Source organism: Nonomuraea rosea (assembly GCF_039539705.1).
Taxonomy (GTDB): Bacteria; Actinomycetota; Actinomycetes; order Streptosporangiales; family Streptosporangiaceae; genus Nonomuraea; species Nonomuraea rosea.
Genome location: NZ_BAABDQ010000005.1, coordinates 525,296 through 551,364, shown reverse-complemented (window position 1 = coordinate 551,364; position 26,069 = coordinate 525,296). Strand labels below are relative to the sequence as shown.

Genomic DNA, 26,069 nt, shown 5'->3' with positions numbered 1-26,069 from the left:
CCGCGCGGCGCGGCGCCCGAGCCGGTCGCCCCCGCAGCCCCGGGACGCGGCGCGGGGCCCGGCGTGATCGACCCCGCAGGCCGTCTGCCGGTCTCCGTCGCGGGCTCGCCGCGCGGCGCGGGGCCTGGGGCGGTTGCCTGGGCGAAGTCGCCGCGCAGGCGCATGAGGGCGGCGCGCAGGGCCCAGGCCGTGCTGCCTCTGCGCCAGAAGTGGGACTCCGCGCGCCTGGCCCAGTCCCGCGCCTCGGCGGCGCGTCCCGCGTCCAGCGCGCACTGGGCGCGGGCCAGCTCGGCCTCGGCGTAGTCCTGCATCAGCCGCTGCCGCCGGAAGCCGTCGATGGCCTGGTCCAGGGTGCGCCCGGCCTCGTCGGTCAGCCCGACGGCCAGCAGCGCCCTGGCCCGGTCGAGCGCGAGCACCGGCAGGAAGCCCGGGCTGGCCTCCCGGTAGAGGGGCTCCACCCGGGCGAACACCGCCAGCGCCGCCGGCACGTCACCCAGCAGCAGGTCGCAGTAGCCGTCGTTGTGCAGGGCCTTGGCGGCGAGCACGTCGTGACCGAGGGCGTGGGCGATCTGCGCGGACCTCTGCGCGTCGTCCCTGGCCTGGCGGATCCGGCCGGTCGAGAGGTGGATGACCGACCGGTTGAGCAGCACCCGGGCCAGCTCGACCCGGTCGTGGTCGAGGAGCATGGGAGCGGCGAGGTCCAGCTCCCGCAGCGCCTCGGCGTTGGAGCCCAGGCGCAGGAGGAGCAGGCCGCGCTGGGCGTGCACGATGGCCAGCTCCGGCGGCGGCGCGCCACGCTGGGCCTCGTCGAGCAGGCTCAGCCCGAGCTCTGTCCTGCCCAGCTCGGCCTCGGCGTGCGCCAGGCTGGTCAGCAACCGCGCCAGCAGATCGTCCCACCCAGCCCGGCCCGGAGCGTGGTCGGCGACGACGTCATCGGTGACGGCCGTGGCGGTGGTGGCGGAGGTGCCAGCATCATCGGCGGCTGCGTCGGTGGCGGAGGCGGCAGTGGAAGCGGCGGTGGCGGGCCAGCCGAGGCGGGTGAGGGCCTGCCGTAGCCGTCGCGCGGCCAGCGCCGGGCGGCCGTTGTCGGTCGCCTCGACGCTGGACCTGTGCAGCCGCTCGATCCGCTCGCGAAGAGCGGCTGCCCGTTCGTCGTCCGCCAATACCGCCTCGCGCCGGTCAGAGAATGAGTGAGGGGGTCACCGCCAGTATCGTCGCCAGCGCCGGATCGTCCAGCCCCTGTCTCACGACGAGCTGCGTCAGACCGCGCGGCACCACGTCGATGACGAATCTGCCCTGGTCGTCGGCCCTGACCAGATGCGGCCCATCGCTCGTGCGCAGCTCCACCAGGTGGTCGCCGGGCGGGGCGAGCCAGCCGTCCACGCGTACGGCGTGCTCGTCGTGCGCGCTCACGCTGATCATGATCGTGAGGATCTCGCCGTCGAAGGTGATCGTCCGGCTGTCCTCACCGCCCCGGACCCCGGCGGTGAGCCCACTGTCCTCGTGCGGGCGCAGGATCTCGAACTCCGGTGACTCCAGCGCCAGAGCGAACTGCAGGCGTTCGACCAGCGTCGCGGGGACCGGGTCTATCCGGCGGTAGACGTCCGCTATGTCGTCGATAAGGAGCTGGTCCTCGGTGGTGAAGTCGGATGTGTTCTCCCCATCTGCACCGTTCATCACGGGCTCCATTCCGGGTCCATCGCGAGCAGGCGGCGTAGCTTCGCGAGGCATCGGCCACGGGTGGGGCCGATGCTGCCCATCGGCATACCCAGAGCGGCGGCCACGGCGTCGTAGTGCGGGCGGGGCACGAAGGCGATGATCCTGAGCAGCTCGCCGCACCGCTCGGGCAGCCTTGCGACCGCGTTCCAGAGGGTCCGCCGCCGCTCGTCGTCCACCAGCAGCTCGTCCGGCGACAACAGGCCGCCGGGCAGTTCGTCGAAGGTGTCGTCACCGGGCAGATCGGCCTTGCGCGCGGCCGCGCCGGCCCGCCACGCCTCGCGGCGAGCCGTCGTGACCAGCCATTCGATGAGCGCGCCCGGTGCGGCGATGTCGTTCAGGTGGCGCAGCAGGATCAGCCAGGTGGTCTGGATGACGTCCTCCGCGGCCTCCGGGCTCAGGCCCTGGTTCCTGGCGGTGTGCCAGAGCATCGGCGTGAGCTCGGCGACGATGGCGTCCAGCGCGCCGCTCCTGCCCTCGCGGGCGTCGAGGAGCAGGCCCGCCAGCCGGTCGCGGCGCTCACCGCCGTGACCAGCCGGCGCCCGTCCAGGTGCGGGGGCGGTCGCCCGGCCAGCTGCCGGACCGGTCGCCGGACCAGGTGCGGGGCCGGCCGCCGAACCAGGTGCGGGGTTCAGTTCGGGGTCCTTGGTCATCATCAGATGGGGGTGGTTTCCGGGCGGATCACCTTTTCGCTGATCATCTGCTGGATGACGTCACGGGCGCGTTGCATGCGGTCGAGGCCCACCTGGTGCACCGTCCGGCTCAGCCGCGCGGCGATGACCCCGGCCACGATCGGCGCCGCGAACGAGGTGCCGCTCCAGCTCCTGAACGGGCTGGCCGAGTCGCTGTCGAGCGAGGTGCGCCGCCCGTTGGTGAGCGCGGCGTTCTGGGCGCCCTGCACGTACGGCGGGAACGTGCTGACCAGCATCGCGCCGGGCGCACGCCACCGGACGGCCGCGTTCTCGTTGCTGAAGATCGCGATCGTGTCGTCGGGGTTCTTGGCGCCGACGCCGATCATGGGCGCCAGCGGCGGGCCGCCAGGCACGACCGTGTCGGAGTGGGCGGCGAGGTAGAACGGCCTGGTCGTGGAGTAGTTGCCGGCCGCGTTCACCACGATGACACCGCGCGCCCGCAGCTCGTTGACCTTCTCGAACAGCGCCTGCATGGCGTCGGTCCCCTGCCGCGTCTCGGCGAAGCCGCCGAAGGCCAGGCACAGGACGTCCACGGTGAACCCGGACCTCATCCGCTCCAGCAGGCGGTCGATCGCGGCGTGCACCGCCTCACCCGGCACGATGCCGTCGGCGTGCATGACCTTGTACATCAGCACCCGGGAGTCCGGCGCGAGCTGCGCGATCAGCCCGGCGATCATGAGGCCGTGCCCGGTGTGGCTGTTGAGGGTGCCGACGAGCGGGTTCGGCAGCTCGCCGAGGTCCTCGTAGCCCATGAGCCTGGCGACCGGCTTGCCGCCCTGCGTGAGGTCCAGCGCCTCGATCACCGCCTGGCCCGGTGGGTCCACGGTCAGGAACGCGTCCGGGTCGCTCCACGGCTTGAACCAGGGGTGGCCGCGTACGACGCCGGTGTCCATGGTGACCACGGTGATCCGGTCGCCGCCGAGCTCCTGCACCGTCCTGCGGCGCGGCGGCCCGCTCATCAGGGTCACCGGCGTCCGGCCGTAGCCGACATGGGAGAAGACACCCGACTCGTCGGTCACGCCGTGCCCGCTCGTGGCCGGCGCGCCGCCCAGGTCGGCGCCGACGCCGTCGACGCCGGACCCGACGAAGAGGTGGTCCAGCGACGTCCTGGTCACGAACTCCTCCCGCGGCACCCCGCCCGCCTGCTCGCGGCAGGCCCTGCGCAGCGTGCGCAGCGCCCGCCAGGCGTCCAGGTCGACGTCCTGCACCTCTCCGTCGGGCTCCAGCCCGACCGGCATCCAGACCGGCTCCTCCGGGTAGTCCCTGCCGCGGGCGCGCTCGACGCCGCTCGGCGAGAGCTGCACGCCCCGGCCCAGGTTGCGGCTGATCCACTCCGTGGAGGTCTCCGACGCCAGCGCCTGGCCGGGGATCAGCAGCACGTACGCGCGGTAGATCGTGGAGTCCGGCGGGGTCTCGCCCTTGTCCAGCGGGACCGCCCAGGGGTCGAGGATCCGGGCGCCGTGCCGATCCAGGATGGCCTTGGGAAGGGTGATGCCCTGCCACGGCAGCCCGAAATGTTCCGTTGCGCCCTCGGCGGGCGGGTCGGGGATGTAGTCGATGGTCATAACATCGTCTCCGTTCCTCTGTGGCTACGAGGGCGGCTCCCCTGATGCGATACGCGCCTTTGATAACGAAAACGTCACGGTTGCTCAGTACGGAGGCCCGGCGAGCCGCCACCAGACCGTCGAGTCGGCCGCCAGCCGTCCGCCCTCCGGGGCCGCGCTGGCGAGCAGCACCTCTCCCCGTACGGGACTCTCGACGGGCCGCCCGGTCAGGTTGACCACGCAGGCGACGTCGCCGCGAACGAACGCCAGCGTCCCCTCCGGCGAGTCGAGCCAGGTCAGCGGCCCGTCGCCGAGGTCGTCCAGCTCGTGCCTGAGCCTGAGCGCCGCCTGGTACAGCCGCAGCGTGGAGCCGGCGTCGCGGAGCTGGGAGTCGACGCTGAGCGGCCCCCACGCCGCCGGGATGGGCAGCCAGCTCGGATCGGCGGCCGGGAAGCTGAACCCGTGGCTCGGCTGGAGGTCTGCCCACGGCATCGGCACCCGGCAGCCGTCGCGGCCGCTGTCGGGGTCGCGCAGCCGCTGCGGGTCCTGGCACAGCTCGTCCGGCAGGTCGAGCACCTCGGGCAGACCCAGCTCCTCGCCCTGGTAGACGTACACGGAGCCGGGCAGCGCCAGCATCAGCAGCGCGGCGGCGCGCGCCCTGCGCAGCCCCTGCTCGCCGCCACCGTAGCGGGTGACGTGCCGCTTGACGTCGTGGTTCGACAGGACCCAGGTGGTGGGCGCGCCGACCAGCGCGGTGGTGGCGAGCGAGGAGTCGATCACCGCGCGGAACCCGGCCGCCTCCCACGGGGTGGTCAGGAAGTGGAAGTTGAACGCCTGGTGCAGCTCGTCCTGGCGGACGTAGAGCGCCAGCCGGTCGGGGGTGGGCGCCCAGGCCTCCGCGACGCCGATCCGATCGCCGTCGTAGGAGTCCAGGATCTGCCGCCAGGCCCGGTGGATGTCGTGCACGCCGTCCTGGTCGAAGAAGGGCAGCACGGCGGTGCCGATCATCTCGACCTGCCCCGTACGGCCGATGTCGGGCAGGCCCTCGGCCTTGACCATGCCGTGCGCGACGTCGATGCGGAAGCCGTCCACGCCCAGGTCGAGCCAGAACCGCAGGACGCCGGCGAACTCCTCGTGCACCTCCGGATGCTCCCAGTTGAGGTCGGGCTGCTCGGGGGCGAACAGGTGCAGATACCACTGCCCGTCCGGCAGCCGCGTCCAGGCCGGTCCGCCGAAGACCGACTCCCAGTCGTTCGGGGGCAGGTCGCCGCTGCCCGCGCGGAAGACGTACCGGTCGCGGGCCGGGCTCCCGGGGCCCTCGCGTACGGCCTGGGCGAACCATTCGTGCCGGTCGGAGGTGTGGTTCGGGACCACGTCGATGATGATCCGCAGGCCCAGCCGGTGGGCGTCGTCGATCAGCGCCTTGGCGTCGGCCAGCGTGCCGAAGATCGGATCGACCTGCCGGTAGTCGGCCACGTCGTAGCCGAAGTCGGCCATCGGCGAGGTGTAGAACGGCGTCAGCCAGACCGCGTCCACCCCCAGCTCGGCGAGATACCGCAGGCGGCTGCGGACGCCGAGCAGGTCCCCGACGCCGTCGCCGTTGCCGTCGGCGAAGCTGCGCACGTACACCTGGTAGATCACGGCCTCGCGCCACCAGTCGGTGGCGCTGGCGGCGGGACGCTCCGCGTAGGCGAGCTCGGTCATGTGGGCCCCCAGATCAGGTGGCGCCGGCGGCTGCCGCCGGCGCGGGAGGTGGCGCGGGACCAGCGCGTACGCCGTGCGCCCGAGATGTGTTCATCGTCCGGCGCGGGCCACCCCCTGGCCTACCCCACCTCACCCCAGCCCGGCGGGGAACCGCAGGCCGGCGGGGGTGCGCGGGCGGCTAACGATCTCCCGTGGGGTCGACGCCGCGCAGCATCGTCCCCTGTCCCCGCGAGCGGTGCACGTCGTCGACCGGCCGGTCCTCGGGGTCGCGGAACTGGATGAGCAGGGTCGTACGGGCCTCGGCCGCCCGGTTGACGCCGGACCCGTGCACGGTGAGATAGGTGAGGAACAGGACGTCCCCGGCCTCCGCCTCGACCGGCACGGCGGCCTCCAGCGGCCAGCTCGCGAGCGGCAGATGCCAGCCGCCCTCCTCGATGTGCGGCAGCGGCCCGCTCCTGTGGCTGCCCGGCACCACCCGTACGCACCCCTTCTCCTCGGGCGCGTCGTCGAAGTGGAAGATGGCCGCGCCGAGCGTGTGCCTGGTGTGCGGGAAGTGCGCGGCGTCCTGGTGCATGGGGAACGGCGACCCCTTCTCCGCCGGCTTGACGAAGATCTTGGTGTGGTGGAGCTGGACGTTCTCGGAGCCCATCAGGGCCGCGGCCACGTCGGTGAACCGCGGATCGACCATGAGCCGGGCGAAGGCGGCCGAGCGGAACTGCGCGTCGTGGCAGTGCCGCAGCTCGGTCGCGCCGCCGGCCAGCTCCCTGGCGCTCCCCCAGGTGGCCTCGGTGTGGCGCAGCCTGGCCAGCACCGCGTGGCACTCCTCCCGGTACGCCCGCGCCTCCGCCTGGCTCAGCAGCCCCTTGACCAGCACGTAGCCGTTGTCCCGGTAGAACCGCACCATCGACGGGTCGTTCATCCCCGTGCTCCTGCCGTCCGAAGTCGTGGGTCTGCACCGAGAATGACATACCGCGAAAGGATGTCCTTCGTCCTTCCGCGTCACCTGGGAGAGGAACATCACCGTGCGCCCCTATTACGAGGCCCCCGACTACTACGAGCCCTCCCCCGGCGACCCGCCCGCGGTGTTCCTGGCCGGCGGGATCACCGGGGTCGAGGACTGGCAGCGGCGGGCCGCGGCGGCGCTGCGGCGGTTGCCCGCGATCGTGCTCAACCCGCGCCGCCGCGACTTCCCGATGAACGACCCCGCGCAGACTCCGATCCAGATCGCCTGGGAGCACCACCACCTGCACCTGCCGGGCGTGCTGACCCTCTTCTGGTTCCCGGCGGGCGGCAGCCTGCAGCCGATCGCCCTGCTGGAGCTGGGCGCCGCCCTCGACAACCCGGCCCGCGGGCTCGCCGTCGGGGCCGACCCGGGGTATCCACGGGTGGAGGACGTGCGCTGGCAGACCCGGCTGGCCCGGCCGGGCCAGATCGTGCACGCCACCCTGGACGACACCCTCGACGCCGTGCGCAGCCTGACCGGCTGACGGCGTCCGGGCCCAACTCTCCGCTACGGCTGACGCGTCCGGGCCTCCTCCCCTGTACGGGCCTCCTCCCCGGTCTCCGGTACGGGCCTTCTCCCCGGTACGGGTCGCCACCCGGCGCGCGGCTCGCCTCCCGGGGGTGCGGGAGACTGGGACCGTGACCAACGACGAACGCCCCAGCCCGCCCGTGACCAGCACCTCCATCGTGGTGCTCACGCTGGCCCGCCGGATCGAGACCGAGCTCGGCGCCGCTCTGGCCCCTCTTGATCTCACGGTCAGCCGGCTCGGGCTGCTCGGTCACATCGCCGGCGTGCCCGGGGTCTCGTTCAGCGATCTGGCAAGGATGTCGGGGACCACGGTGCAGAGCGTCCACACGGCGGTGAAGGCGCTGGCCGCCGCCGGCCTGGTCCGCGATCGCACCGCGCGGGCCGGCTCGGCCTCGACCATCGAGGTCACGCCCGAGGGGGCGCGGCTCCTCGACGCGGCGAAGGAGGCGGTGTCCATGGTGGACGAGCGCCTGTTCGGCCCGGACGCCGACCCGATCCAGCGCCAGGTCTCCGAGGCCGTCCAAGCCGCCTTCCAGCCCAACCGCACCCCTCGCCCCGGCCCAGCCACCCCCTGAGACCCCAGCCTCCCGCGCACCCCGGAGGACCTTCAAGGGGCCTGAAGCTTTCGTGCTAAGCTTCAGGCCGCCTGAAGGTTCTGAGGAGGGTCCGTGGAAGGTCTGTTGCTGTCGGTTCACGTCCTGGCAGCCATCGTGTTCGTCGGCGGCTCGGCCGTCGCGACGAGCCTGTTCCCCCGCTACGCCCCGGTGGCAGTCGGCGTTCCAGCCACAGGCGGGGAGGGCGGCACAGGCGGGGAGGGCGAGCGGAGCCGGTCCGTGGCCGTGGCGCTGCACCGCATCAGCCGGGGCTACGCCGTCGCCGGGCTCGTCGTCCCCGTGGCCGGGATCGTGCTGGCCATCGTCCAGGGCCGGATGGGCGAGATCTGGATCAACGTCTCCATGGTCCTCACCATCTTCGCCGGCGGCCTGCTGGCACTGCAGATCCTGCCGCTCCAGCGGGACGCGCTCGCCGAGCCGGGACCGCGCGACCGGCTGCGCAGGCTCAGCATGTTCGCCGGGATCTACAACCTGCTCTGGGCGATCGTCGTGGTGCTGATGATCGTCCGCCCGGGCGCGGACTCATGATCCCGTCGTCGCCACGAACAAGCCGAGCGGCGTCGATCACCCACTGGGCACCGAACCCACGTGGCCTGCCCATGCTTAACTAGGACGGGTAAAAACGATTCATTGTGATCATGATTGAGCTCGGGAAGGTCATCGTTGGACTACGAACGCCAGCCGTACAGGAGATGTGGCCGCAGCGGCCTGCTGCTCCCCGCCGTGTCGCTCGGCCTGTGGCACAACTTCGGCGCGGGCAAACCGCTGGACGGCCAGCGCGCCATCCTGCACAAGGCATTCGACCTCGGCATCACCCACTTCGACATCGCCGACCGCTACGGCCCGCCGATCGGCGCGGCCGAGTCCGCGTTCGGGCAGCTCCTCCCCCGCTCGCTGCGTGACGAGGTCGTCGTCACCACCAAGGGCAGCAACCCCATGTGGGACGGCCCCTACGGCAAGGGCAACTCGCGCAAGCATCTGCTCGCCACCCTCGACCGCTCGCTCGCCCGGCTCGGCCTCGACCACGTGGACGTCTTCTACCTGCACCGCGACGACGACGCCACGCCGCTCGAAGAGCAGGTCAGCACGCTCGACCACATCGTGCGCACCGGCAAGGCCCTGTACGCGGGCGTCTCCAACTTCTCCCCCGAGCGCACCGCCGAGGCTGCCCGCCTGCTCCGCGACCTCGGCACCCCGCTGCTGGTCCACCAGCCCTCCTACTCCCTGCTCAACCGGGGCATCGAAGCCTCCCTGCTGGGCGTCCTGGAGCAGGAGGGCATCGGCTGCGTGGTCTATTCGCCCCTCGCCCAGGGCCTGCTGACCGACCGCTACCTGGCCGGCATCCCCGCCGACTCGCGAGCCGCCGAGGGCCGCTTCCTGACCGCCGACCGCGTCACCCCGGAGGTCCTGGCCTTCGTACGGTCGCTCGCCGAGCTGGCCGAGTCGCGCGGCCAGTCGGTGGCCCAGCTCGCGCTCGCCTGGGCGCTGCGCGACCCCCGCATCACCTCGGTCCTCGTGGGCGCCTCCAGCCCCGAGCAGCTTGAGGCGAACGTGGCCGCCGTCGACCGTCTCGACTTCACCGACGACGAGCTGTCGGCCATCGACCGCGCGGCCAAGGAGGCCGGCGTAGCGGTGTAGGGCCCGAGGCGGCCCCGGTGGAGCAGACGCCCGGGGCCGCCTAATCCGCCGGATGTCCCAGGATCAGCACCATCGCGTCCAGCAGCCGCCGCCAGTCCCCCTCATGGAGGTCCCGCCGCAACGGCGCGGCGGCGGCGGCCAGCGCGTCCACGAGCATGGCCCGTACCGTCCGATCGTCCTCGGCGAGCGTGCCGGCCAGCAGCGCGACCTCGCGCCGGAACCGGGCGCCGCGCGAGAAGGCCAGCAGCGACGGCGGCACGGCCACCGGAGCCGCCGCCTTCCCCTGATCCTCGTCCGGTCCCACCAGTTCGACCACCAGCCGGGTGCCGAGCGCGTCGGCCAGCCGGTCGAGGGCGGAGACGGTGGGGTTGCCCCGGCCGTTCTCCAGGTTGGCCACGTAGGGCACCGACAGCGCCGCGTCCGTGGCCACCGAGGCGACGGTCCGCCCGAGGGCCGCGCGGCGACTGCGCAGCCGCAGGCCGAGTTCCACGTTGTCCACGCATCTATCTTGACAGAATAAGAGCGCCCCTGTTCTCTTTTGGGAGAATAATTCTCCCGGGGAGGGGCGATGGTGAGCGCACTGAAGGTGCGGGACTTCCGGCTGCTCTGGGGCGCGCGGGCGATCGCCGGTCTCGGCACGAGCCTGCTGGTCGTCGCGGTGCCCGCGCACGTCTACGCCGTCACGGGCTCGGCGCTGGCGACGGGCGTCACGCTGGCCTTCGAGTACCTGCCGTCGCTGCTGCTCGGCCCGTTCGCCGGGGTGCCGGCCGATCGGTGGGACCGCCGCCGCCTGATGATCGCCACCGATCTCCTGCACGCACTGGCGATCTCCGTGGCGCTCCTCGCCAGGACCCCCGACACCATCTGGCTCGTGTACGCGGCCGTGCTCGGGCAGGGCACGGCCGGGGTGCTGTTCCGTCCCGCCGCCGCGGCCCACACGCCGTCCGTGGTCGGCACAGGACCCGCGCTGACCAGCGCCAACTCGCTGGGCGCGGTCACCACCGGCGTGGTCGGGCTCAGCGGCCCGCCGCTCGGCGGGCTGCTGTTCGCCACCTCCGGCATCGACGGGGCCGTCGCCGCCAGCGTCACCGCCAGCCTGCTGTCCGCCGCGGCCATCAGCAGGATCGCGAAACGACCCAGGGATACGGCCCCCGCCGAAGGGCCTGCGGCGGCCGCCGCCCGGAGGGTGCTCGCCGACATCGGGGACGGGCTGCGGCACGTCCGCCGCGCCGCGGTGACCCGGGCGCTGCTCGCCACCAACAGCCTCTACCTGCTCGCGAACGCGGCCCTGACCGCCCTCCTCGTCCCCTTCGCCGTAACGCATCTGGGCGGGAGCGTCCAGGTCGGCTACCTGCTGTCCGCGCTGGGGCTCGGCTTCCTCGTCGGCGCGCCGATCAGCCGCAGGATCGTGGACCGGTTCGCCACCAGGCCGGCGCTCGCCACCGGTCAGGCGCTCGTGGCCGGTGCCTTCGCCCTGCTGTTCAACAGCAGCTCGCTGCCCCTGGCGCTGGCCGCCGCGGTCCTGCTCGGGCTGCCGGGGGTCACCGTGCTGGTGGCCGTGCAGACCCGGATGCAGCGAGCCACCCCCGAAGGGCTGCTCGGGCGCGTCAGCTCCGTGTTCCTCACCGCGGAGGCCGCGGCGACCATGATCGGGGCGCTCGCGGGCCCCGCCGTGAGCGAGCTCTCCGGGCTGCCGGTGGCGCTCAACGCCGCCTGCGCGCTCACCCTCCTGTCCGCCCTGCTCACCCTCTGGCTGCTCCCGAAAGGGGCCACGCCCGGCACCCACCCCAAGCCGAGTACGGCGACCCGCCGCAGAAGCTGACCACGAGTCAGCGGCCGGCCGCAGGCGTTGGACACGGCGGCCCGTCCCACTCACGCCACGGCCGGTCGCCCTTCCTCACACCACGGCCCCCGTGCCCTCCCTGGCCTTGCGGGCGCGCCGCTTGGCCGGCTCGGGCGGCGGCTGCCGGTCGAACCTGGCCAGCGAGATCGCCGCGGGCCCGGCCACGAACGCCGACGACAGCGTCCCCGTCACGATCCCGATCACCAGCGCCGTCGCGAAGTCGCGCAGCGAGTCGCCGCCGAAGGCCATCAGCGCGGTCAGGATGAACAGCGCCCCCAGCCCCGTGTTGACGGTCCGCGGCATGGTCTGCAGGATCGCGCCGTTCACCGCCGCCGCGAACGGCTCGCTACGCCGGGCCGCCCACAGCTCGCGTACCCGGTCGAACACCACGACCTTGTCGTTGACCGAATACCCGACGATGGTCAGCATGGCGGCCAGGAAGATGCCGTCCACCGGCTTACCGAGCCAGGCGAACACCCCCATCACCACCGTCACGTCCACCAGCAGCGCCAGCACCGCCGCCGCGCCGAACGTCCACCTGAACCGGATCGCCAGATAGACCAGCTGCATCGCCACGGCCACGCCGAGCGCGACGAGGGCGTTGCGGCGCAGCTCCTCGCCCAGGCTGGGGCCGACGAACTCCTCGCGCCGCTTGGTCACCTCGCCGCCCTGCTGTTCGAGCGCCTGCTCGATCCTGGCCACCTCGTCGAGGCCGAGCCGTCCGGCGCGTACCGTGACGCCGTCGCCGGTCGACTGCACCACGGCGGAGGGGAACCCGGCGCGGGTGACCGCCTGGCCGGCGGCGTCGGCCGGGATCGGCCGGCTCGTGGCGAACTCGACGAGCCGCCCGCCGGTGAACTCGACGCCGAAGTTCAGCCCGCGCGCGAGCAGCCCGGCGCAGGCCACCGCCACCAGGCCGCCCGCGACCGCCAGCCACAGCCTGCGGCCCCGCATGAGCTGCGGGTTCCTGCGGGTCAGCCAGGTGCGTACGGCGCCGGCCGAGCCGAGGCCGGACAGGCGCGGGCGCACCTTGCCGATGACGGTCTCGGCCAGCACGCGGGTGATGAGCATGGCCGAGACCAGCGAGGCCAGCACACCGACCGCCAGGGTCACGCCGAAACCCTTGACCGGGCCGGAGGCCAGCCAGAACAGCAGGCCGGCGGCGATCAGGGTGGTGACGTTGGAGTCGGCGATCGCGCTCCACGCGTTCGCGAACCCACGGCCGAGCGCCCCCTTCAGCCCGCGTCCTGGCGCCTGGCCGTACTCCTCCCTGGCCCGTTCGAAGACGAGCACGTTGGCGTCGATGGCCATGCCGATCGCCAGCACGAACCCGGCCAGTCCCGGCAGCGTGAACGTCGCCCCCATCGCCACCAGCGTCGCGTAGGAGATGACGCCGTAGCACAGCAGGGCGAGCACCGACAGCAGGCCGGACAGGCGGTAGACGGCGACGATGAACACGGCCGTCAGGGCCAGCCCGGCGATCGCCGCCTTGGCGCTGGCGTCGATGGCCGCCGCGCCGAGCGTCGGGCCGACCGTCCGCTGCTCGACGAGGTCGAGCGGGACGGGCAGCGCGCCGCCCTTGATCAGCACGGCCAGGTCGCGCGCCTCCTCGTACGTGAACGACCCGGTGATGTCGCCGCTCGCGCCCGGGATGCCGGTCCCGCAGAGGACCGAGGGATCGAGCGGCGGCGAGGAGATGATCTCCTTGTCGAGTACGATGGCGATCCTGCGCTTCGCGTCGCCCGCGGGCTCGCAGGCCGCCGCGCCGGTCAGCCGCTGCCAGAGGCCGGCGTCGCGGAAGCCGATGCTCACCCACCAGCCGGGCCCGCGCTGGGGGTCGCTCTGCTCCGTCGCGTCGCTGATCCCGTCGCCGCTGACGGCCACGGGCCCGAGCTTCAGCAGCCCGCCGTTCTCGTCGGGGACCGCCGTCTTGTCGCCGGCCTCGGCCGCGCCGAGCACCGGGTGGAACGCGAGCTGCGCGGTACGGCCGATGACGTCGGCCGCCTGCCGCGGGTCGAGCACGCCCGGCAGCTCGACGATGATCCGCCGCTCGCCCGAGCGGACCAGGGTGGGATCGACCACGCCGAGCGCGTCGGCGCGCTGGCGCAGGACGTTCAGTGCGCGGTCGGTGGCGGCCGAGTCGGCCTTGACGGTGGCCGAATTCCTCGTCTCGAAGACGAGCTGGGTGCCGCCTCTTAAATCCAGGCCCAGACGCGGCGCGGTGATCAGGGCCAGGGTGAGAGAGATCGCGATGACGGCGAGCGCCGTCACCGCACGCCAGACAGGCGCACGGGACATGGGAAAGCCTCCACAGGCTCAGACGTGCGGAAAAGGGATCTCAGAACCCTGTGGAGGGAGGCGCGCGAGCGGGCGCCGCCAGGGGGCGGCGGTCGGCGGGGGCGCCCGGGACGGCGGTGGCGACGACGACGGCCCACGCGTGCCCGAAGCCGGGGGGACCGGCCGCGAGCAGGGCCGCACCGCTGGGGCCCGCCGCGCCGTGCGGCCCGGCCCACACCCGGGCGGTCGCGGGCTCGTACGGGAGCTGCCGCGCCTCCGGCGTCCGGCTCGCGACCTGCTGGACCATCGGGGCGGCGACCTGCTGAGCCGCCGGGGCCTGGCCCGCGACGGGCAGGAGCCAGGACAGGAGGAAGAGCAACGCGGCAGGCAGCCTCGTCCGCACGTCTCCCCCCTCTCCGTCCGGGCCACCTTAACCCGTGGCGGGCGGGGTCAGCCCGCGAAGAGCTGGGTGAGTTTGAGCAGCAGCTGATAGACGCCGTACGCGAAGGGCAGCCCGACCCAGGACCACGCCAGCACCATCAGCCAGGTCCGCCGCGGCTCCGCCGCCTCCCGCGCGTCCGTGTCCGTGGTGGAGGTCATCGCGCCTGCCCCTTCTCCGTGACCGGCTTCGCGGGCCGCTCGTGGTGCCTGTCGTGCACCGGCCGGATCAGCTCGTTCGCCAGGAAGCCCACCGCGAGCAGCCCGATCATGATGTACAGCGACGTGGTGTAGAGGGCGGGCCCGGACCGCCCCGCGGCCTTCTGCGCGTCGGCGATCGCGTTGACGATCAGCGGGCCGAGCACGCCGGCGATGGACCACGCGGTGAGCAGCCGCCCGTGGATCGCGCCCACCTGGTACGTCCCGAACAGATCCTTCAGGTACGCCGGGACGGTCGCGAAGCCGCCGCCGTAGAAGGACAGGATCCCCAGCGCGCACATGATGAACAGCGGCCGGGACGAGTCCCCCGCCAGCGCGATCACGAGGTAGAGCAGCGCGCCGGCGCCCAGGTAGACGCGGTACATGTTCTTGCGCCCGATCACGTCGGAGGTGGAGGACCAGACGAACCGCCCGGCCATGTTCGCCAGCGACAGCAGGGCGACGAAACCCGCCGCGGCCCCGACGGCGACGGGCGTCGCGGTGCCCGAGAAGAAGTCCTTGATCATCGGGGCGGCCTTCTCCAGGATCCCGATGCCGGCCGTGACGTTGCAGCACAACACGATCCACAGGCAGTAGAACTGCGGGGTGCGGATCGCGTTGCGGGCCGAGACGTCGGCCGTGGTGATCAGCGCGCGGGCGGCGACCTGCGGCGGCTGCCATCCCCGGGGCCGCCAGCCGTCCGGCGGGACCCGTACGAGCAGCACGCCCACGGACATGAAGACCGCGTAGACCAGGCCGTGCACGAGGAAGGTCGTGGCGATGCCGGTCGTGCTCGTGCCGAACGAGCCGAGCATCTGCGCCGACCACGGCGAGGCGATGAGCGCGCCGCCGCCGAACCCCATGATCGCGATGCCGGTCGCCATGCCCGGCCGGTCGGGGAACCATTTGATCAGCGTGGACACCGGGGAGATGTAGCCGATGCCGAGCCCGATCCCGCCCACGAACCCGTAACCGAGGACGACCAGCCAGTACTGCCGGGTGGCCACCCCCAGCGCGGACAGCAGGAAGCCGGAGGAGAAGCAGGCCATCGACACGAACATGGCCCAGCGCGGCCCGTTCCGCTCCACCAGCGTGCCGCCGAAGGCCGCGGACAGGCCGAGCATGACGATGCCGAGCTGGAACGGCAGTGCGCTCTGGGTGCCGGACAGCTGGAGCGAGGACTCCAGCGGGGGCTTGAACACACTCCAGGCGTACGCCTGGCCGATCGCCAGGTGCACGGAGAGCGCCGCGGGTGGCACCAGCCACCGGCTCCAATTGGGCGGCGCCACGGTACGGGAACGGCTGAGGAATCCTGCGGAGCTCGCGGGGCCCGCAGGGCCCGCGAGTCTCGTGCTGTCTGCCACGGATCACGGGTACCACATACGGTATGCAGTATTGCGCACCCTCCTTTTCCTTTACGGCAAGCGGTCAGATCTTGTCGACGAACGGCCGACAGCCCTACAGCCGCCGGTCAGGGGCTGTCGGCGAGATCGTTCGCGGCCACGTAGCCGAACGTCATGGCGGGCCCGATGGTCGAGCCGGAGCCGGCGTAGCTGTGGCCCATGACGGCGCCGCTGGCGTTGCCGGCCGCGTACAGGCCGGGGATGACGGATCCGTCGGCGCGCAGCACCCGGGCGCGGGCGTCCGTGCGCATGCCGCCCTTGGTGCCCAGGTCACCGGGGACGATCTTGAAGGCGTAGAAGGGCGGCAGCCACAGCGGGGCCAGGCACGGGTTGGGCTTGACGTACGGATCGGCGTAGTAGCGGTCGTAGGCGCTGTCCCCGCGGTGGAAGTCGGCGTCCCTGCCGGTCAGCGCGAACCCGTTGAACCGGGTGATCGTGGCGCGCAGGGCGGCGGACGGCACCCCGATCTTGCCGGCCAGCTGCTCGATCGTCGGGGCCCGGAACACCGCGCCGCTGTCGTACCAGGAGGCGGGCAGCGGCAGCAGCGGGGCGACGTCCTTGAACAGATACCGGTTGCGGTAGTTCTGGTCGACGATCAGCCAGGCCGGGATGTGCGGCGCGGAAGGGGTGTTGCGGTCGTACATGACGTGGACCACGTCGCTGTAGGGCGCTCCCTCGTTGACGAAGCGCACGCCGTTGCCGTTGACCAGGACGCAGCCGGGCAGGGTCCGCTCGGCCAGGCAGAAGTACGGCTGGCCGGGCAGCGGGATCGACGGCCCCCACCAGGCGTCGTCCATCAGGTCCAGCGCGGCCCCGGCGCGCTCGCCGGCCTCGATGCCGTCGCCGGTGTTCTCCTTCGCGCCCACGGTCCAGCTCGTCCCGATGGGCTGGCGCTGGAACTCCGCGCGCATGGCCGCGCTGTGCTCGAACCCGCCCGACCCCACGATCACCCCGCGCCTGGCCCTGACCAGTCCCGCGGAGGTGACCACGCCGGCGACGCGGCCGGACTCGACGTGCAGGTCCAGCAGCGGGGTGTTCAGCCACACCGGCACCCCGGCCGCGAGCAGCCCGGCGCGCAGCCCGGCGGCCAGGGACTGGCCCATGGTGAGCGGCTTCTCCCCGCGTAACGCGGCCTCCGTGCCGCGCAGCAGGCAGGCGGCGCTCACTTCCAGGCCCTTCGGGTTGACCGCGCTGAGCGTCAGCCACTTGTAGTCGGCGCTGAAGACCACCATGCCGGCCGGGGTGGCGATGTACGGAGGGTTGAGCCGGGCCAGCTCGGCGCCGAGGAGGTTCCCGTCGAACTGTCCCGGCTCGATGGAGCGCCCGTTCGGCATCCCGCCGGGGAACTCCGGATAGTAGTCCGAGTAGCCCTCCATGAAGCGGAAGCGCAGCGGGCTGTTCCGCAGCACGAACGAGATCATGGCCGGGCCCGCGGCCAGGAACGCCCGCTGGCGCTCGACGGGCACCGTGCCGCCGACGACGCGGGAGAGGTACGCGGCGGCCTTGGCCGGGGTGTCGGGCACGCCGGCGGCGAGGATCACCTCGTTGTTCGGGATCCAGATCCCGGCGCCCGACCGGGCGGCCGACCCGCCGAACGTCGGCGCCTTCTCCAGCACCACCGTCCGCAGCCCGCGCTTGGCCGCGGTCAGCGCGGCGGTCATGCCGGCCGCCCCCGAGCCGACGACCACGACGTCGTACTCGGCGTCGGCGTAGGCGGGGTCCTGGCCCAGCGCCGCGCCGGTCACGAGGATCCCGCCCGCGAGGAGCAGGGTACGGCGGCTCGGCCCCGCTGCGGCTGAGGGCCCAGGAGCAGACGCTGGAGTGACCTCGGCAGGTCCCATCGATCGATCCCTTCGGGGAGTCGCGGGAGCCCGGCGCTCCTCGCGACACGAAGCATGCGCTTGGTTGGTTAGCCTGTCAACGCATGTCGCCGCTTCACCGCCATCCGGCGTGCTGTTAGATTTGAGGCTCTGGTGCGATTCCAGGGTGCGGCGGTGACAGCCCGCCGGTCCCGCCGCGCAGGCGGGACGATCCGGTGCGACTCCGGGGCCACGCGGCGACACCCCGCCACCTCTCGGGCCTTCCGGCCCCTGACAGTCATGCTGCTGAGAGGTGTAGCACCATGTTCACCGGACACATCGACGAGGTCGGCGTCATCGAGCACGCCGACGACCGGCGGGTCCTCATCCGGGCCGCCAAGACCGGCCTGCACTCTACGATCTGCGTCGACGGCGTCGCCCTGGCCGTACGCCCGGCCGGCGAGGACGGCGTCGTCGAGGCGGACCTGTCGCCCGAGACCAGGCGCCGCACGACGTTCGACCGGATCACGCCCGGCACGACGGTCAACGTGGAGACCCCGCTCGCGGTCGGCGACGCGATCTCCGGCCACCTGGTCCAGGGCGACGTGGACGCGGTGGGCAAGGTCGTCCGCGTCGACGACGAGCACCCGGCCAGGCGGGTCTGGATCAAGATCCCCGACCGGTACGTCCGCCTCGTCGTGCCGAAGGGCCAGATCGCCGTCAACGGGGTCAGCGTGACCGTCGCCGAGGTGGCCCGCGACAGGTTCTCCGTGGCGCTGATCCCGCTCACCCTGAGCTCCACCACGCTCGGCGGCCTGGCCGTCGGCGACCGCGTCAACCTGGAGTCCGACCTGGTCACCCGCATCGCCAGGCGGTCCCCTGCGGGCGCGGGCGGCGCCGTGCGCGACCTGGTCGCCGCACTCCCGTGGGCCGGGCACGTCAGCGGGGCCCAGGGCGTGCAGAAGGTGGTCGCGCAGATCGCCGCCGGCGGCGCGGCGCTGATCTGGGACCCCGACCGTGAGGCCGAGGGAGACGTCATCTTCGCCGGCTCCCGGCTGCGCCCCGAGGACTTCGTCTTCCTGCTCACCCAGGTCTACGGCTATCCGTGCGTGCCCTGCGCGCCCGAGGTGCTGGAGCGGCTGGAGATCGAGCCCATGCGGGGCGCGGGCGACCGCCACGGCACCGCCTTCCACACCCCGGTCGACCTGGCGGCGGGCGCCGGCACGGGGGTCAGCGCGGCGGAACGGGCCGCCACGGTGCGCCGCCTGGCCCACCCGGACGCGCGGCCCGGCGACTTCACCGGGCCCGGCCACGTCATCCCGATCGCCGCGAGGCCCGGCCGCCTGGCCGAGCGAAACGGCCACACCGAGGCCACCGTGGCGATGTGCGAGGCGGCGGGGCTGCCGCCGGTCGGGGTGTGCTGCGAGATCATGAACCAGGACGGCACCATGGCCACCGCCGCCGACCTGGAGATCGCCGCGCTGCGCTGGGGCCTGCCCCTGCTCGACATCGACGACCTGCGCACCTGGCTGTAGCCGGACGGCCCGGGAGGCGCAGGACGCCTCCCGGGCACGCAGGTCAGCCGTCGATGGTGGACGGCGGCGTCCCCAAAGCCTCCAGCGCGGGCCAGAAGTCGTCGGGGACCGTGGTCAGGCGCAGCTTCTCGAGCTGCTCGATCCGTTCAGGCCGGCTCACGCCGACCACGGTGGAGTGGACCAGCGGGCAGCGCATCGAGAAGTGCAGGGCCGCCGCCGACAGGTCGATCGACCACGTGTCGCACAGCTCGCGGGCACGCTCGGTCCAGGCCAGCAGCTCGGGCGACGCCTCGCGGTAGGCGTAGCGGGTGCCGCGCCCGGCGAGCAGCCCGCCGCCGAACGGCGCCGCGTTGAAGACGCCCATGCCGCGCTCCGCCGCCTCGGCCATCAGTGCCTCGGCGCGCCGGTCGACCAGCGTGTAGCGGTTGTGCGTGAGCAGCACGTCGAAGACGCCGCTGGTCACGTATCTGGTCATCAGGTCGATCTCGCCCGCGGCCACGCCGATCGCGCCGACCAGCCCCTGCTCGCGCAGCTCGACCAGGCCCTGCACGGCCCCGCCCGGCGCCAGGGCCTCCTCCACGGTGACCGTGTACGGATCGTGCAGGTGCAGCAGCGGCAACGTCTCCAGCCCCAGCCGCGCCGTGCTCTCCTCGAACGAGCGCCAGACGCGGTCCCGGTCGAAACGGCCGGTCCCGGGCTCGGAGTCGGCCTTGGTGACGATGCTGCGCCCGTCCGGCAGCCCGTGTTCGGCGATCGCCCGCCCGAGAGCGGTCTCGCTGCGGCCCCCGGCGTAGTTGTTGGAGGTGTCGATCACCGCGTACGGGCCCGCGAGCAGCGTCCGCGCCAGCTCCGCGGACTCCGGCGCCGGCGAGCCGTCCGGCTGGGCCGGGTTGCCGAGAAACGAGGTGCCCAGACTGATCGAGCTGACGGAGAGCCCGGTCCCGCCGAGCGGCCGCACGCGATCATGAGAATGGTCGTCAGAGAAAGTCATAGTGGCCATCCTCCCCATTTCCCCTCGTGGTGGCGATTCTGGCGAGGGGCCGGCCGTGGGGAGATCCGAACGGCGGTCAGGCGGTAGGCTGTCCCAGCAGAAAGTTCAGTCAAGAGTGAACGTTCAGTTTTCTGACCGAATGGAGACGGGCGGTGTCCGACCCCGCCGGCGACGTGCATCCGCTGATCGACGACTTCGGCCTGCGCATCGGCCGCGCCATGGGCTGGCCGCCCATGGCGGGACGCGCCGCCGGGGTGCTGATGCTCAGCAGGGCGCCCATGACGATGCCGGAGCTGCAGAGCGCGCTCGACGCGAGCAAGGGCTCGATGTCGGAGACGACCCGCCTGCTGATGCTGAGCGGCACCGTGCGGCGCTTCAAGGAGCCGGGCTCCCGCCAGTACGTCTACGAGTGGCGCGACGACGCCTGGATCGGCTGCCTCCAGCACCAGCTCGACCAGACGACCGAGCTGCTGGCGCTGGCCGAGAACGCGCAGGCGCAGGGAGCCGGGCTGCCCGACCGGCAGCGCGCCCGCCTGCGGGAGATGCACGACTACTACACCTTCATGGTGCGGCACATCGCGGCGATCCTGGCGGAGTACACGACGTCGTGGGAGACCGCTAGCGCGGCGGGCTCACGTAGTGGTGGACCAGAGCCGGCTCACCCGCCGCGTTGAGCCAGCCGGCGCGGGTGCTGCCGACCCTGCGCCAACCGGACCGCTCGTAGAACGCGATGGCGGCCGTGCCCTCGGAGGAGACCTCCAGCTTGAGCGGGACGAGCGCGGCGGCGCGTACGGCGTCGAGGAGCCGGGCCGCCAGGCCGCGCCCGCGGGCGGCCGGGACGACGAACAGCCGGGTGATCTCCATGTCCGGGGTGAGCGCCACGTGCCCGAGCACGGCCCCTGCCTCGACCGCTGCCTCGACCCCAGCCTCGACCCCAGCCTCGACCGCGATCCAGGCCCTGAGCCGGCCGCCCGGCGTCAGCCAGCCGGCCGGATCGTCCGGCCAGTCCACGGGATAGCGGTCGGCCGCCTGGACCTGGGCGAGAGCTTCGACGCACGCTTCCAGGTCGGCGGGGGTCCTCGGCCGGATGTCCAGGTGATCCACCCGGAAAAGCCTAGGTCACCCCCGCCACCGCGCGAACACGTGACAGCGGCGGAGCGAGGTTGCGCCAGGCTGATCATGCCTCTAAGTTAGGGCGGGTAACTAAGGGAGGCGTGTCCCATGAAGACCGGGGGGCGCACGGCCACGTTCACCCTCCGTGACGTGGTCGACGCTGGGGTGCGGATCGGCCTGACCGAGCTGTCCATGCAGGGCGTGGCCGACGCGCTCGGCGTCACGACGGCGGCCGTCTACCGCCATGTGCCGAGCCGCTCCGCGCTGGAGGTCCACGTGGGCGAGGCCATCCTCGGGACGCTGACGCTGGTCGACGACCCGGCCGAGTCTGCCAGTGCCCACCTGGTCGGCTTCGGCGCGCAGCTGCGGCGCTTCACGCTCGGGCATCCGGGCACGGCCCAGTACCTTCAGCGGCTCTTCCCGCGCGGGCCGTCGGGCATCCGGCTCCTGGAGCACCAGATCATCGCCCTCGGCAGGCGTGGCTACGATCCGGCCGCCGCCACCGTGCTCAGCTCGGCGATCGCCACCATGACCATCGGCGTCACCGTGTCGGAGCAGGAGCGCGCCGCGCACCTCGAGTCGCAGAGCATCGAGGACGCGCTGGCCGTGATGGCCGCTTCGCCGCTCGTGCGGCAGGCCATGGCCGGCCTCCCAGAACACACCCCGGAGGACTACTTCGTGCTGATGCTCACCGCGGCCGCCGAGGGGCTGGTCGCCCAGCTCCCGCCGGGCCGGCCGGTCTCGGACCTGAGGGCAGCGCTCTGAACGCCACACCATGCTCCGCCGAGGAGGCTCGGTGCCCGAGCTAGCGGAGCTGTTCCCCGACGATCCCCGCGCCGCCGGGCCCTACCTCCTCGAAGGGCGGCTCGGATCGGGCGGGCAGGGCACGGTGTTCGCGGGCCGGAGCCCGGGCGGCGTCCTCGTCGCGATCAAGCTGCTGCATCCGCACCTGATCACCGACGATCAGGCCCGTGCGCGGTTCCTGCGCGAGGTGGAAACGGCCAAGCGGGTGGCGCCCTTCTGCACGGCGCAGATGCTCGACTCCGGCTTCGCCGGCGCCCGGCCGTACATCGTGAGCGAGCTGGTGGACGGCCCCTCCCTGCAGGAGTCGGTCCGTGAGAGCGGGCCGCGCGCCGCGGCGGCGCTGCAGCGGCTGGCCGTCAACACCGCGACGGCGCTGGCCGCGATCCACGCGGCCGGGGTGGTGCACAGGGACTTCAAGCCGGGCAACGTGCTGCTCGGCCCCGACGGGCCGGTGGTGATCGACTTCGGCATCGCCAAGGCGCTCGACCTGAGCCAGTCGGTCGTCAGCAGCCAGCCGATCGGCAGCCCCGCGTACATGGCGCCGGAGCAGATCGCGGACGGCGAGGTGGGGCCGCCCGCCGACCTGTTCGCCTGGGCCGCGACCATGTACTACGCGGCCACGGGCAGCCGGGCCTTCGGCGGCGACACGATCCCCGCCACCCTGCACTCGGTCCTGGCGAGCGAGCCCGATCTGAGCGGGATGGAGGGGCGTTTCCGGCGCCTGCTTCAGGAGTGCCTGGCCAAGGAGCCGGCCCGGCGGCCCACCGCCGCCCAGGTGGTCGAACAACTCCGGGCGCTGCCCGTCCCCACCTGGCAGGACCCGCAGGTGGCCGAACAACTCCGGGCGCTGCCCGTCCCCACCTGGCAGGACCCGCAGGTGGTCGAACAACTCCAGGCGCTGCCAGTCCCCGCCTGGCAGGACACGCAGCCCCGGGCGCTGCCCGTCCCCGCCCCGCAGGACGCCCCGGCGGGGAGACCCGATCGCCGCCGTACGCTCGCCGTGGCCGCGATGGCCGCCGCCCTCGTCGTCACCGCCGGCGTCGGCTTCTACGCCCTGGCGCCCGCCACCGCCCAGCAGCAGGCGGCGGCCGGACCGGTCCCGAGCCGCACGGCCGCTCCGCCGGAGGCCACCCCCATGACCTCGGGCACCCCGGCGCCGCCCCCGACCGCGTCCCTCATGGGCGAGGAGGCCGACCTCGCCCAGAGTCCGGCCGCGTCGCCGGCCAAGGTGCCGCGCACCCGTACGAGCAGGTCACGCGAGCCGGATCCGACGGCGGGCGCCCGGCACACCGTCGCGCCCACGTCGGCGAAACCGTCCCGCACATCGACCACCAAGCCGACGTCCAAGCCGTCCGCCAGCAAGGAGTCCACCGCCCCGCCGCGGCTGCCTCCCTCCACCGGCACGGTGTCGTGGACCGACGCCAACGAATACTGCAAGGCGCAGGGCTACTCCTCCTACTCCTTCGTCTTCAACGCGGGCTGGTCCGACCTGCGGTGCTCGGGGTCCGACACGAAGATCTCCGCGACGACGCTGTGCCAGTGGAAATACCCTGGCTACGCGCGGGCGGAGGGCGTGCCGCCGGACAACGCGTTCACCCCGACGGCGACCTGCCACCTGTCCTGACGGGTCAGCCGCCGGGCGTCCTGCGGCGGGTGAGCCAGGTCTCGGACGGCCGGCAGCGGAGCTCCGTGCCCTCCGCCGTGCACCAGACCTGGTAGCCGTGGGAGTACAACCGCTCGCCGAGCCAGTGGTAGCCGGCGCGCGGCTCCCCGCGCGGCGTGACGGCGGCGAAGTTCGCCGCGTCGTCGGTGCTGCCGGTGCCGTCGTAGCGGGCGACGGCGGGGTAGGGATAGACCGGCCGGGTACGTGTGACGGCGCCGTCCGCGACGTTCGACGCGATGATCTTCCCGGGCTGCCGGCCGCTCTCCGCCCACGCCATCACCGGGGTGAGGACGTCGAAGGTGTTCGGCCCCTCGCCGCCGCCGCAGTGCGCGACGCCGGGGAAGAGGTAGAGCCGGGCGAAGCCGTCGACGGCCTTGTCCCCCATCGTCTTCCGCAGGGCGTCGTAGTACGCCAGAGTGCCCCGCGGCGCGATGTGCTGGTCGTTCCAGCCGTGCCAGAGCAGCAGCTTCCCGCCGCCGCGCTGGAAGGGGCGCAGGTCCGGGTCCATCGCGGACAGGTAGCCGGCGGACTGCATCGTGTTCCAGAACGACTTCGCCGTGAACTTCAGGTCGGCGAGCTGCCAGCCGGGGTTCACCACGTTCGGGTAGGCCAGGTAACGGGCGAAGCTCAGCACGAAGTTCTCGCTGCCCACCCGCTGTCCTTGCACCGCCGGCACGAACAGGGTCCAGTCGAGCTCGGAGCCCCATTCGTGGGCGACCTCGGGCTCCAGCCGCCGGCCGCGATCGTCGACCGCGCCGTCGTGCAGCCGCCGGACCACGCCGGCCTCGGCCGGGGACAGGCACGACGCCGGGTCCTGCCCGGCCGCGCACACCAGCGCCGAGGGGTCGAAATCGCAGCGCCGCGGGTCGCCGAGCACGCCGTCCCGCAGCCCGTCCAGCCCGTCGCAGGCGGCCAGCACGGCGTTGTGGATCAGCGGGAGCCTGCCGGCGAGCAGGATGTACTCGCCGTTCTCCGCGCGGTTGGTCAGGACGTTCCACGCGTGGTGGAACGTGTTCTGGACGACCATGTTGTTCGCGGGCGCGCCGGCCGCGATGCCGTCGAAGTCGCCGGGGAAGCGCTGGGCCTCCATCAGCGCCTCCCGGCCGCCGTCGGAGCAGCCGTTGAAGTACGAGTACGCCGGCGGGCGGCCGTAGAACCTGGTGATGATCGCCTTGGCGACCTCGGACGTCACGTGCACGCCCCGGTAGGCGAAGTCGATCTGCGCCTGCGGGTTGCGCGCCGCCCAGGTGCCGTCGTTCTGGCCTTGGTGTCCCATGTCGGTCGTCGCGCTGGCGATCGTGCCGTCCGCGATCGGCGGGCAGGTGGACGCCTGGGTGTAAGTGATGTTGGCGCTGCCGCACAGGCCGCCGCAGCCGGTCTGCGCGTAGCGCTGCGTCCAGCCGTTGACGGGCAGGCGCACGACGATGGTGTCGGCGGGGGCGATCGTACCCCTGACCTCGCAGTACGGCGCCGGCGCGCCCGTGGTCACGACGGACGCGGACCGGATCGTGACCGGCGCGTCGGTGACGCCGCCCAGGTCGAGGCCCGTCAGGCCGGCGCAGTCCAGCACCGGGGGCAGCGCGGGCAGATTCGCCAGGCCCGCCGCCGTGACGGGCGGCTTCCCGGCCTGAGTACCCGCCTGGGCGCCGGCCGGGGCGCTCAGGCTCATCGCGGACATCAGGACCGCGATGATGAGGGCCGCGGCCAGGCCGGGCCCGCGTTTCGTCTTTCCTGGGAGATCGCGCAAGGGACAACCACCTCTCGGATCTGACTGTTCAGGAGGTCGGGCGGTGACCGCCCTTGGCTCGCTGGACGAGCTCGTAGACGTGCGCCCGCAGCTCGGCGAAGCGCGGCAGCGAGCGGGTGGTGAGCTGGTCGCGCTCGTCCGGCAGGTCGATGACGACGTCTTCGAGCACGACCGTCGGCGAGTCGGACAGGACGATGACGCGCCGGCCGAGGTAGACGGACTCGTCGATGTCATGCGTGACGAACAGCACGGTGACCCCGAGCCGCCGCCACAGGGAGCGGACGAGGTCTTCGAGGTCGGCGCGGGTCTGGGCGTCCACGGCGGCGAAGGGCTCGTCCATCAGCAGGAGATGCGGCTCGTAGGCGACCGCGCGGGCGATGGCCACGCGTTGCTGCATGCCGCCCGACAGCTGCCAGGGGTGGGCGCCGTGCACGTCGGACAGGCCGACCGCCTCCAGCGCCTCCTCGACGAGCCGCCGCCGCTCGGCCTTCGGGACCTTCTTCTCCTTCAGCGGCAGCTCGACGTTCTGCCGTACGGTCATCCATGGGAACAGGCTGCGGCCGTACTCCTGGAAGACCACGGCCATGCCGGGCGGCGGCCCGGTGACCCGCTCGCCTTCGAGCACCACCTCGCCCGAGGTGCTGTCGAGCAGCCCGGCGATGCACCTGAGCAGGGTGGTCTTGCCCGCGCCCGACGGGCCGACGATGCAGACGAGCTCGCCGGACCCGACGGTGAAGGTCAGGTCGCGGATCGCCTCGACGCTGCGGCCCCTGCCCTCGTAGACCTTCTTCAGGGCGCGGACGTCCAGCATCGTGGCGA

25 protein-coding genes are annotated in these 26,069 nt (G+C 72.8%); 9 read left to right on the top strand and 16 right to left on the bottom strand.

What is annotated here, in order from left to right; genetic code table 11:
• The 6 genes from ABEA43_RS16295 to ABEA43_RS16270 all read right to left on the bottom strand — a co-directional run.
• Nucleotides 1-1,163, bottom strand: a 1,163-nt coding sequence (locus tag ABEA43_RS16295; RefSeq protein WP_345562584.1) for a tetratricopeptide repeat protein, incomplete at its 3' end; no start/stop codon positions are given.
• A gap of 16 nt (nucleotides 1,164-1,179) precedes the next feature.
• Nucleotides 1,180-1,677, bottom strand: a complete 498-nt coding sequence (locus tag ABEA43_RS16290) for a hypothetical protein (protein WP_345562583.1) — start codon at nucleotides 1,675-1,677, stop codon at nucleotides 1,180-1,182.
• Nucleotides 1,677-2,372 (bottom strand): RNA polymerase sigma factor, encoded by a 696-nt coding sequence (locus ABEA43_RS16285; protein ID WP_345562581.1) that lies wholly within the window; start codon nucleotides 2,370-2,372, stop codon nucleotides 1,677-1,679. The genes ABEA43_RS16290 and ABEA43_RS16285 overlap by 1 nt, the downstream gene beginning before the upstream one ends.
• Entirely contained in the window at nucleotides 2,372-3,973 is a 1,602-nt protein-coding gene (locus tag ABEA43_RS16280; protein ID WP_345562579.1) for a S8 family peptidase, read from the bottom strand. Before ABEA43_RS16280 ends, ABEA43_RS16285 begins: the two co-directional genes overlap by 1 nt.
• Nucleotides 3,974-4,057: 84 nt before the next feature.
• Nucleotides 4,058-5,656 carry a glycoside hydrolase family 13 protein gene (locus tag ABEA43_RS16275; protein WP_345562577.1) on the bottom strand — a complete coding sequence of 533 codons (1,599 nt, stop codon included), beginning with the start codon at nucleotides 5,654-5,656 and terminating at the stop codon, nucleotides 4,058-4,060.
• A gap of 178 nt (nucleotides 5,657-5,834) precedes the next feature.
• Nucleotides 5,835-6,575: a phytanoyl-CoA dioxygenase family protein gene (locus ABEA43_RS16270; RefSeq protein ID WP_345562575.1), complete on the bottom strand. Its 741-nt coding sequence runs from the start codon at nucleotides 6,573-6,575 to the stop codon at nucleotides 5,835-5,837.
• Between the two features lie 103 nt (nucleotides 6,576-6,678).
• Between ABEA43_RS16270 and ABEA43_RS16265 the strand changes: the two genes are divergently transcribed.
• The 4 genes from ABEA43_RS16265 to ABEA43_RS16250 all read left to right on the top strand — a co-directional run bounded on the left by ABEA43_RS16265 (nucleotide 6,679) and on the right by ABEA43_RS16250 (nucleotide 9,439).
• A complete protein-coding gene (locus ABEA43_RS16265; protein WP_345562573.1) occupies nucleotides 6,679-7,143 on the top strand; it encodes a nucleoside 2-deoxyribosyltransferase domain-containing protein in 465 nt (154 codons plus the stop codon).
• Between the two features lie 154 nt (nucleotides 7,144-7,297).
• The gene (locus ABEA43_RS16260; RefSeq protein WP_345562571.1) at nucleotides 7,298-7,762 is read left to right on the top strand and encodes a MarR family winged helix-turn-helix transcriptional regulator; all 465 of its coding nucleotides are present in this window, start codon (nucleotides 7,298-7,300) and stop codon (nucleotides 7,760-7,762) included.
• 93 nt (nucleotides 7,763-7,855) lie between these two features.
• Nucleotides 7,856-8,329 (top strand): hypothetical protein, encoded by a 474-nt coding sequence (locus ABEA43_RS16255; protein ID WP_345562569.1) that lies wholly within the window; start codon nucleotides 7,856-7,858, stop codon nucleotides 8,327-8,329.
• 135 nt (nucleotides 8,330-8,464) lie between these two features.
• Complete coding sequence (locus tag ABEA43_RS16250; protein ID WP_345562567.1) at nucleotides 8,465-9,439, top strand: aldo/keto reductase; 975 nt, start codon at nucleotides 8,465-8,467, stop codon at nucleotides 9,437-9,439.
• Nucleotides 9,440-9,479: 40 nt separating this feature from the next.
• Here the strand turns inward: ABEA43_RS16250 and ABEA43_RS16245 are convergent, their stop codons facing one another.
• Nucleotides 9,480-9,938 carry a helix-turn-helix domain-containing protein gene (locus tag ABEA43_RS16245; protein ID WP_345562565.1) on the bottom strand — a complete coding sequence of 153 codons (459 nt, stop codon included), beginning with the start codon at nucleotides 9,936-9,938 and terminating at the stop codon, nucleotides 9,480-9,482.
• Between the two features lie 69 nt (nucleotides 9,939-10,007).
• Here ABEA43_RS16245 and ABEA43_RS16240 point away from each other — a divergent pair, with 69 nt between their 5' ends.
• Nucleotides 10,008-11,261: an MFS transporter gene (locus tag ABEA43_RS16240; protein WP_345562563.1), complete on the top strand. Its 1,254-nt coding sequence runs from the start codon at nucleotides 10,008-10,010 to the stop codon at nucleotides 11,259-11,261.
• A 75-nt stretch (nucleotides 11,262-11,336) separates the two neighbouring features.
• On the opposite strand, the gene secD is transcribed toward ABEA43_RS16240, so the two are convergent.
• The 5 genes from secD to kstD form a co-directional block, all read right to left on the bottom strand.
• Nucleotides 11,337-13,580 carry a protein translocase subunit SecD gene (gene secD / locus ABEA43_RS16235; protein ID WP_345562561.1) on the bottom strand — a complete coding sequence of 748 codons (2,244 nt, stop codon included), beginning with the start codon at nucleotides 13,578-13,580 and terminating at the stop codon, nucleotides 11,337-11,339.
• A 40-nt stretch (nucleotides 13,581-13,620) separates the two neighbouring features.
• Entirely contained in the window at nucleotides 13,621-13,962 is a 342-nt protein-coding gene (locus tag ABEA43_RS16230) for a hypothetical protein (protein WP_345562559.1), read from the bottom strand.
• Between the two features lie 47 nt (nucleotides 13,963-14,009).
• A complete protein-coding gene (locus tag ABEA43_RS16225) occupies nucleotides 14,010-14,159 on the bottom strand; it encodes an MFS transporter small subunit (RefSeq protein ID WP_345562557.1) in 150 nt (49 codons plus the stop codon).
• The gene (locus ABEA43_RS16220) at nucleotides 14,156-15,559 is read right to left on the bottom strand and encodes an L-lactate MFS transporter (RefSeq protein WP_345562555.1); all 1,404 of its coding nucleotides are present in this window, start codon (nucleotides 15,557-15,559) and stop codon (nucleotides 14,156-14,158) included. The genes ABEA43_RS16225 and ABEA43_RS16220 overlap by 4 nt, the downstream gene beginning before the upstream one ends.
• Before the next feature lie 107 nt (nucleotides 15,560-15,666).
• Nucleotides 15,667-17,439, bottom strand: a complete 1,773-nt coding sequence (gene kstD / locus ABEA43_RS16215; protein ID WP_345562553.1) for a 3-oxosteroid 1-dehydrogenase — start codon at nucleotides 17,437-17,439, stop codon at nucleotides 15,667-15,669.
• A 281-nt stretch (nucleotides 17,440-17,720) separates the two neighbouring features.
• Between kstD and ABEA43_RS16210 the strand changes: the two genes are divergently transcribed.
• A complete protein-coding gene (locus ABEA43_RS16210; protein ID WP_345562552.1) occupies nucleotides 17,721-18,932 on the top strand; it encodes a riboflavin synthase in 1,212 nt (403 codons plus the stop codon).
• A 43-nt stretch (nucleotides 18,933-18,975) separates the two neighbouring features.
• On the opposite strand, the gene ABEA43_RS16205 is transcribed toward ABEA43_RS16210, so the two are convergent.
• On the bottom strand, nucleotides 18,976-19,923 hold the full coding sequence (locus ABEA43_RS16205; protein ID WP_345562550.1) for an aldo/keto reductase: 948 nt from the start codon (nucleotides 19,921-19,923) through the stop codon (nucleotides 18,976-18,978).
• Between the two features lie 152 nt (nucleotides 19,924-20,075).
• Here ABEA43_RS16205 and ABEA43_RS16200 point away from each other — a divergent pair, with 152 nt between their 5' ends.
• The gene (locus tag ABEA43_RS16200) at nucleotides 20,076-20,597 is read left to right on the top strand and encodes a GbsR/MarR family transcriptional regulator (protein ID WP_345562549.1); all 522 of its coding nucleotides are present in this window, start codon (nucleotides 20,076-20,078) and stop codon (nucleotides 20,595-20,597) included.
• On the opposite strand, the gene ABEA43_RS16195 is transcribed toward ABEA43_RS16200, so the two are convergent.
• On the bottom strand, nucleotides 20,542-21,027 hold the full coding sequence (locus tag ABEA43_RS16195) for a GNAT family N-acetyltransferase (RefSeq protein ID WP_345562547.1): 486 nt from the start codon (nucleotides 21,025-21,027) through the stop codon (nucleotides 20,542-20,544). The two genes, ABEA43_RS16200 and ABEA43_RS16195, sit on opposite strands and share 56 nt — an antisense overlap.
• A 117-nt stretch (nucleotides 21,028-21,144) precedes the next feature.
• Here ABEA43_RS16195 and ABEA43_RS16190 point away from each other — a divergent pair, with 117 nt between their 5' ends.
• Together ABEA43_RS16190 and ABEA43_RS16185 are read left to right on the top strand one after the other, a co-directional pair.
• Nucleotides 21,145-21,801, top strand: a complete 657-nt coding sequence (locus ABEA43_RS16190) for a TetR/AcrR family transcriptional regulator (RefSeq protein WP_345562545.1) — start codon at nucleotides 21,145-21,147, stop codon at nucleotides 21,799-21,801.
• 31 nt (nucleotides 21,802-21,832) lie between these two features.
• Nucleotides 21,833-23,464, top strand: a complete 1,632-nt coding sequence (locus tag ABEA43_RS16185) for a serine/threonine protein kinase (protein WP_345562544.1) — start codon at nucleotides 21,833-21,835, stop codon at nucleotides 23,462-23,464.
• A 4-nt stretch (nucleotides 23,465-23,468) separates the two neighbouring features.
• Here ABEA43_RS16185 and ABEA43_RS16180 read toward each other — a convergent pair whose 3' ends face one another.
• Entirely contained in the window at nucleotides 23,469-25,250 is a 1,782-nt protein-coding gene (locus ABEA43_RS16180; RefSeq protein WP_345562542.1) for a tannase/feruloyl esterase family alpha/beta hydrolase, read from the bottom strand.
• A 28-nt stretch (nucleotides 25,251-25,278) separates the two neighbouring features.
• Nucleotides 25,279-26,061: an ABC transporter ATP-binding protein gene (locus ABEA43_RS16175; RefSeq protein ID WP_345562606.1), complete on the bottom strand. Its 783-nt coding sequence runs from the start codon at nucleotides 26,059-26,061 to the stop codon at nucleotides 25,279-25,281.
• Nucleotides 26,062-26,069 lie beyond the last annotated feature (8 nt).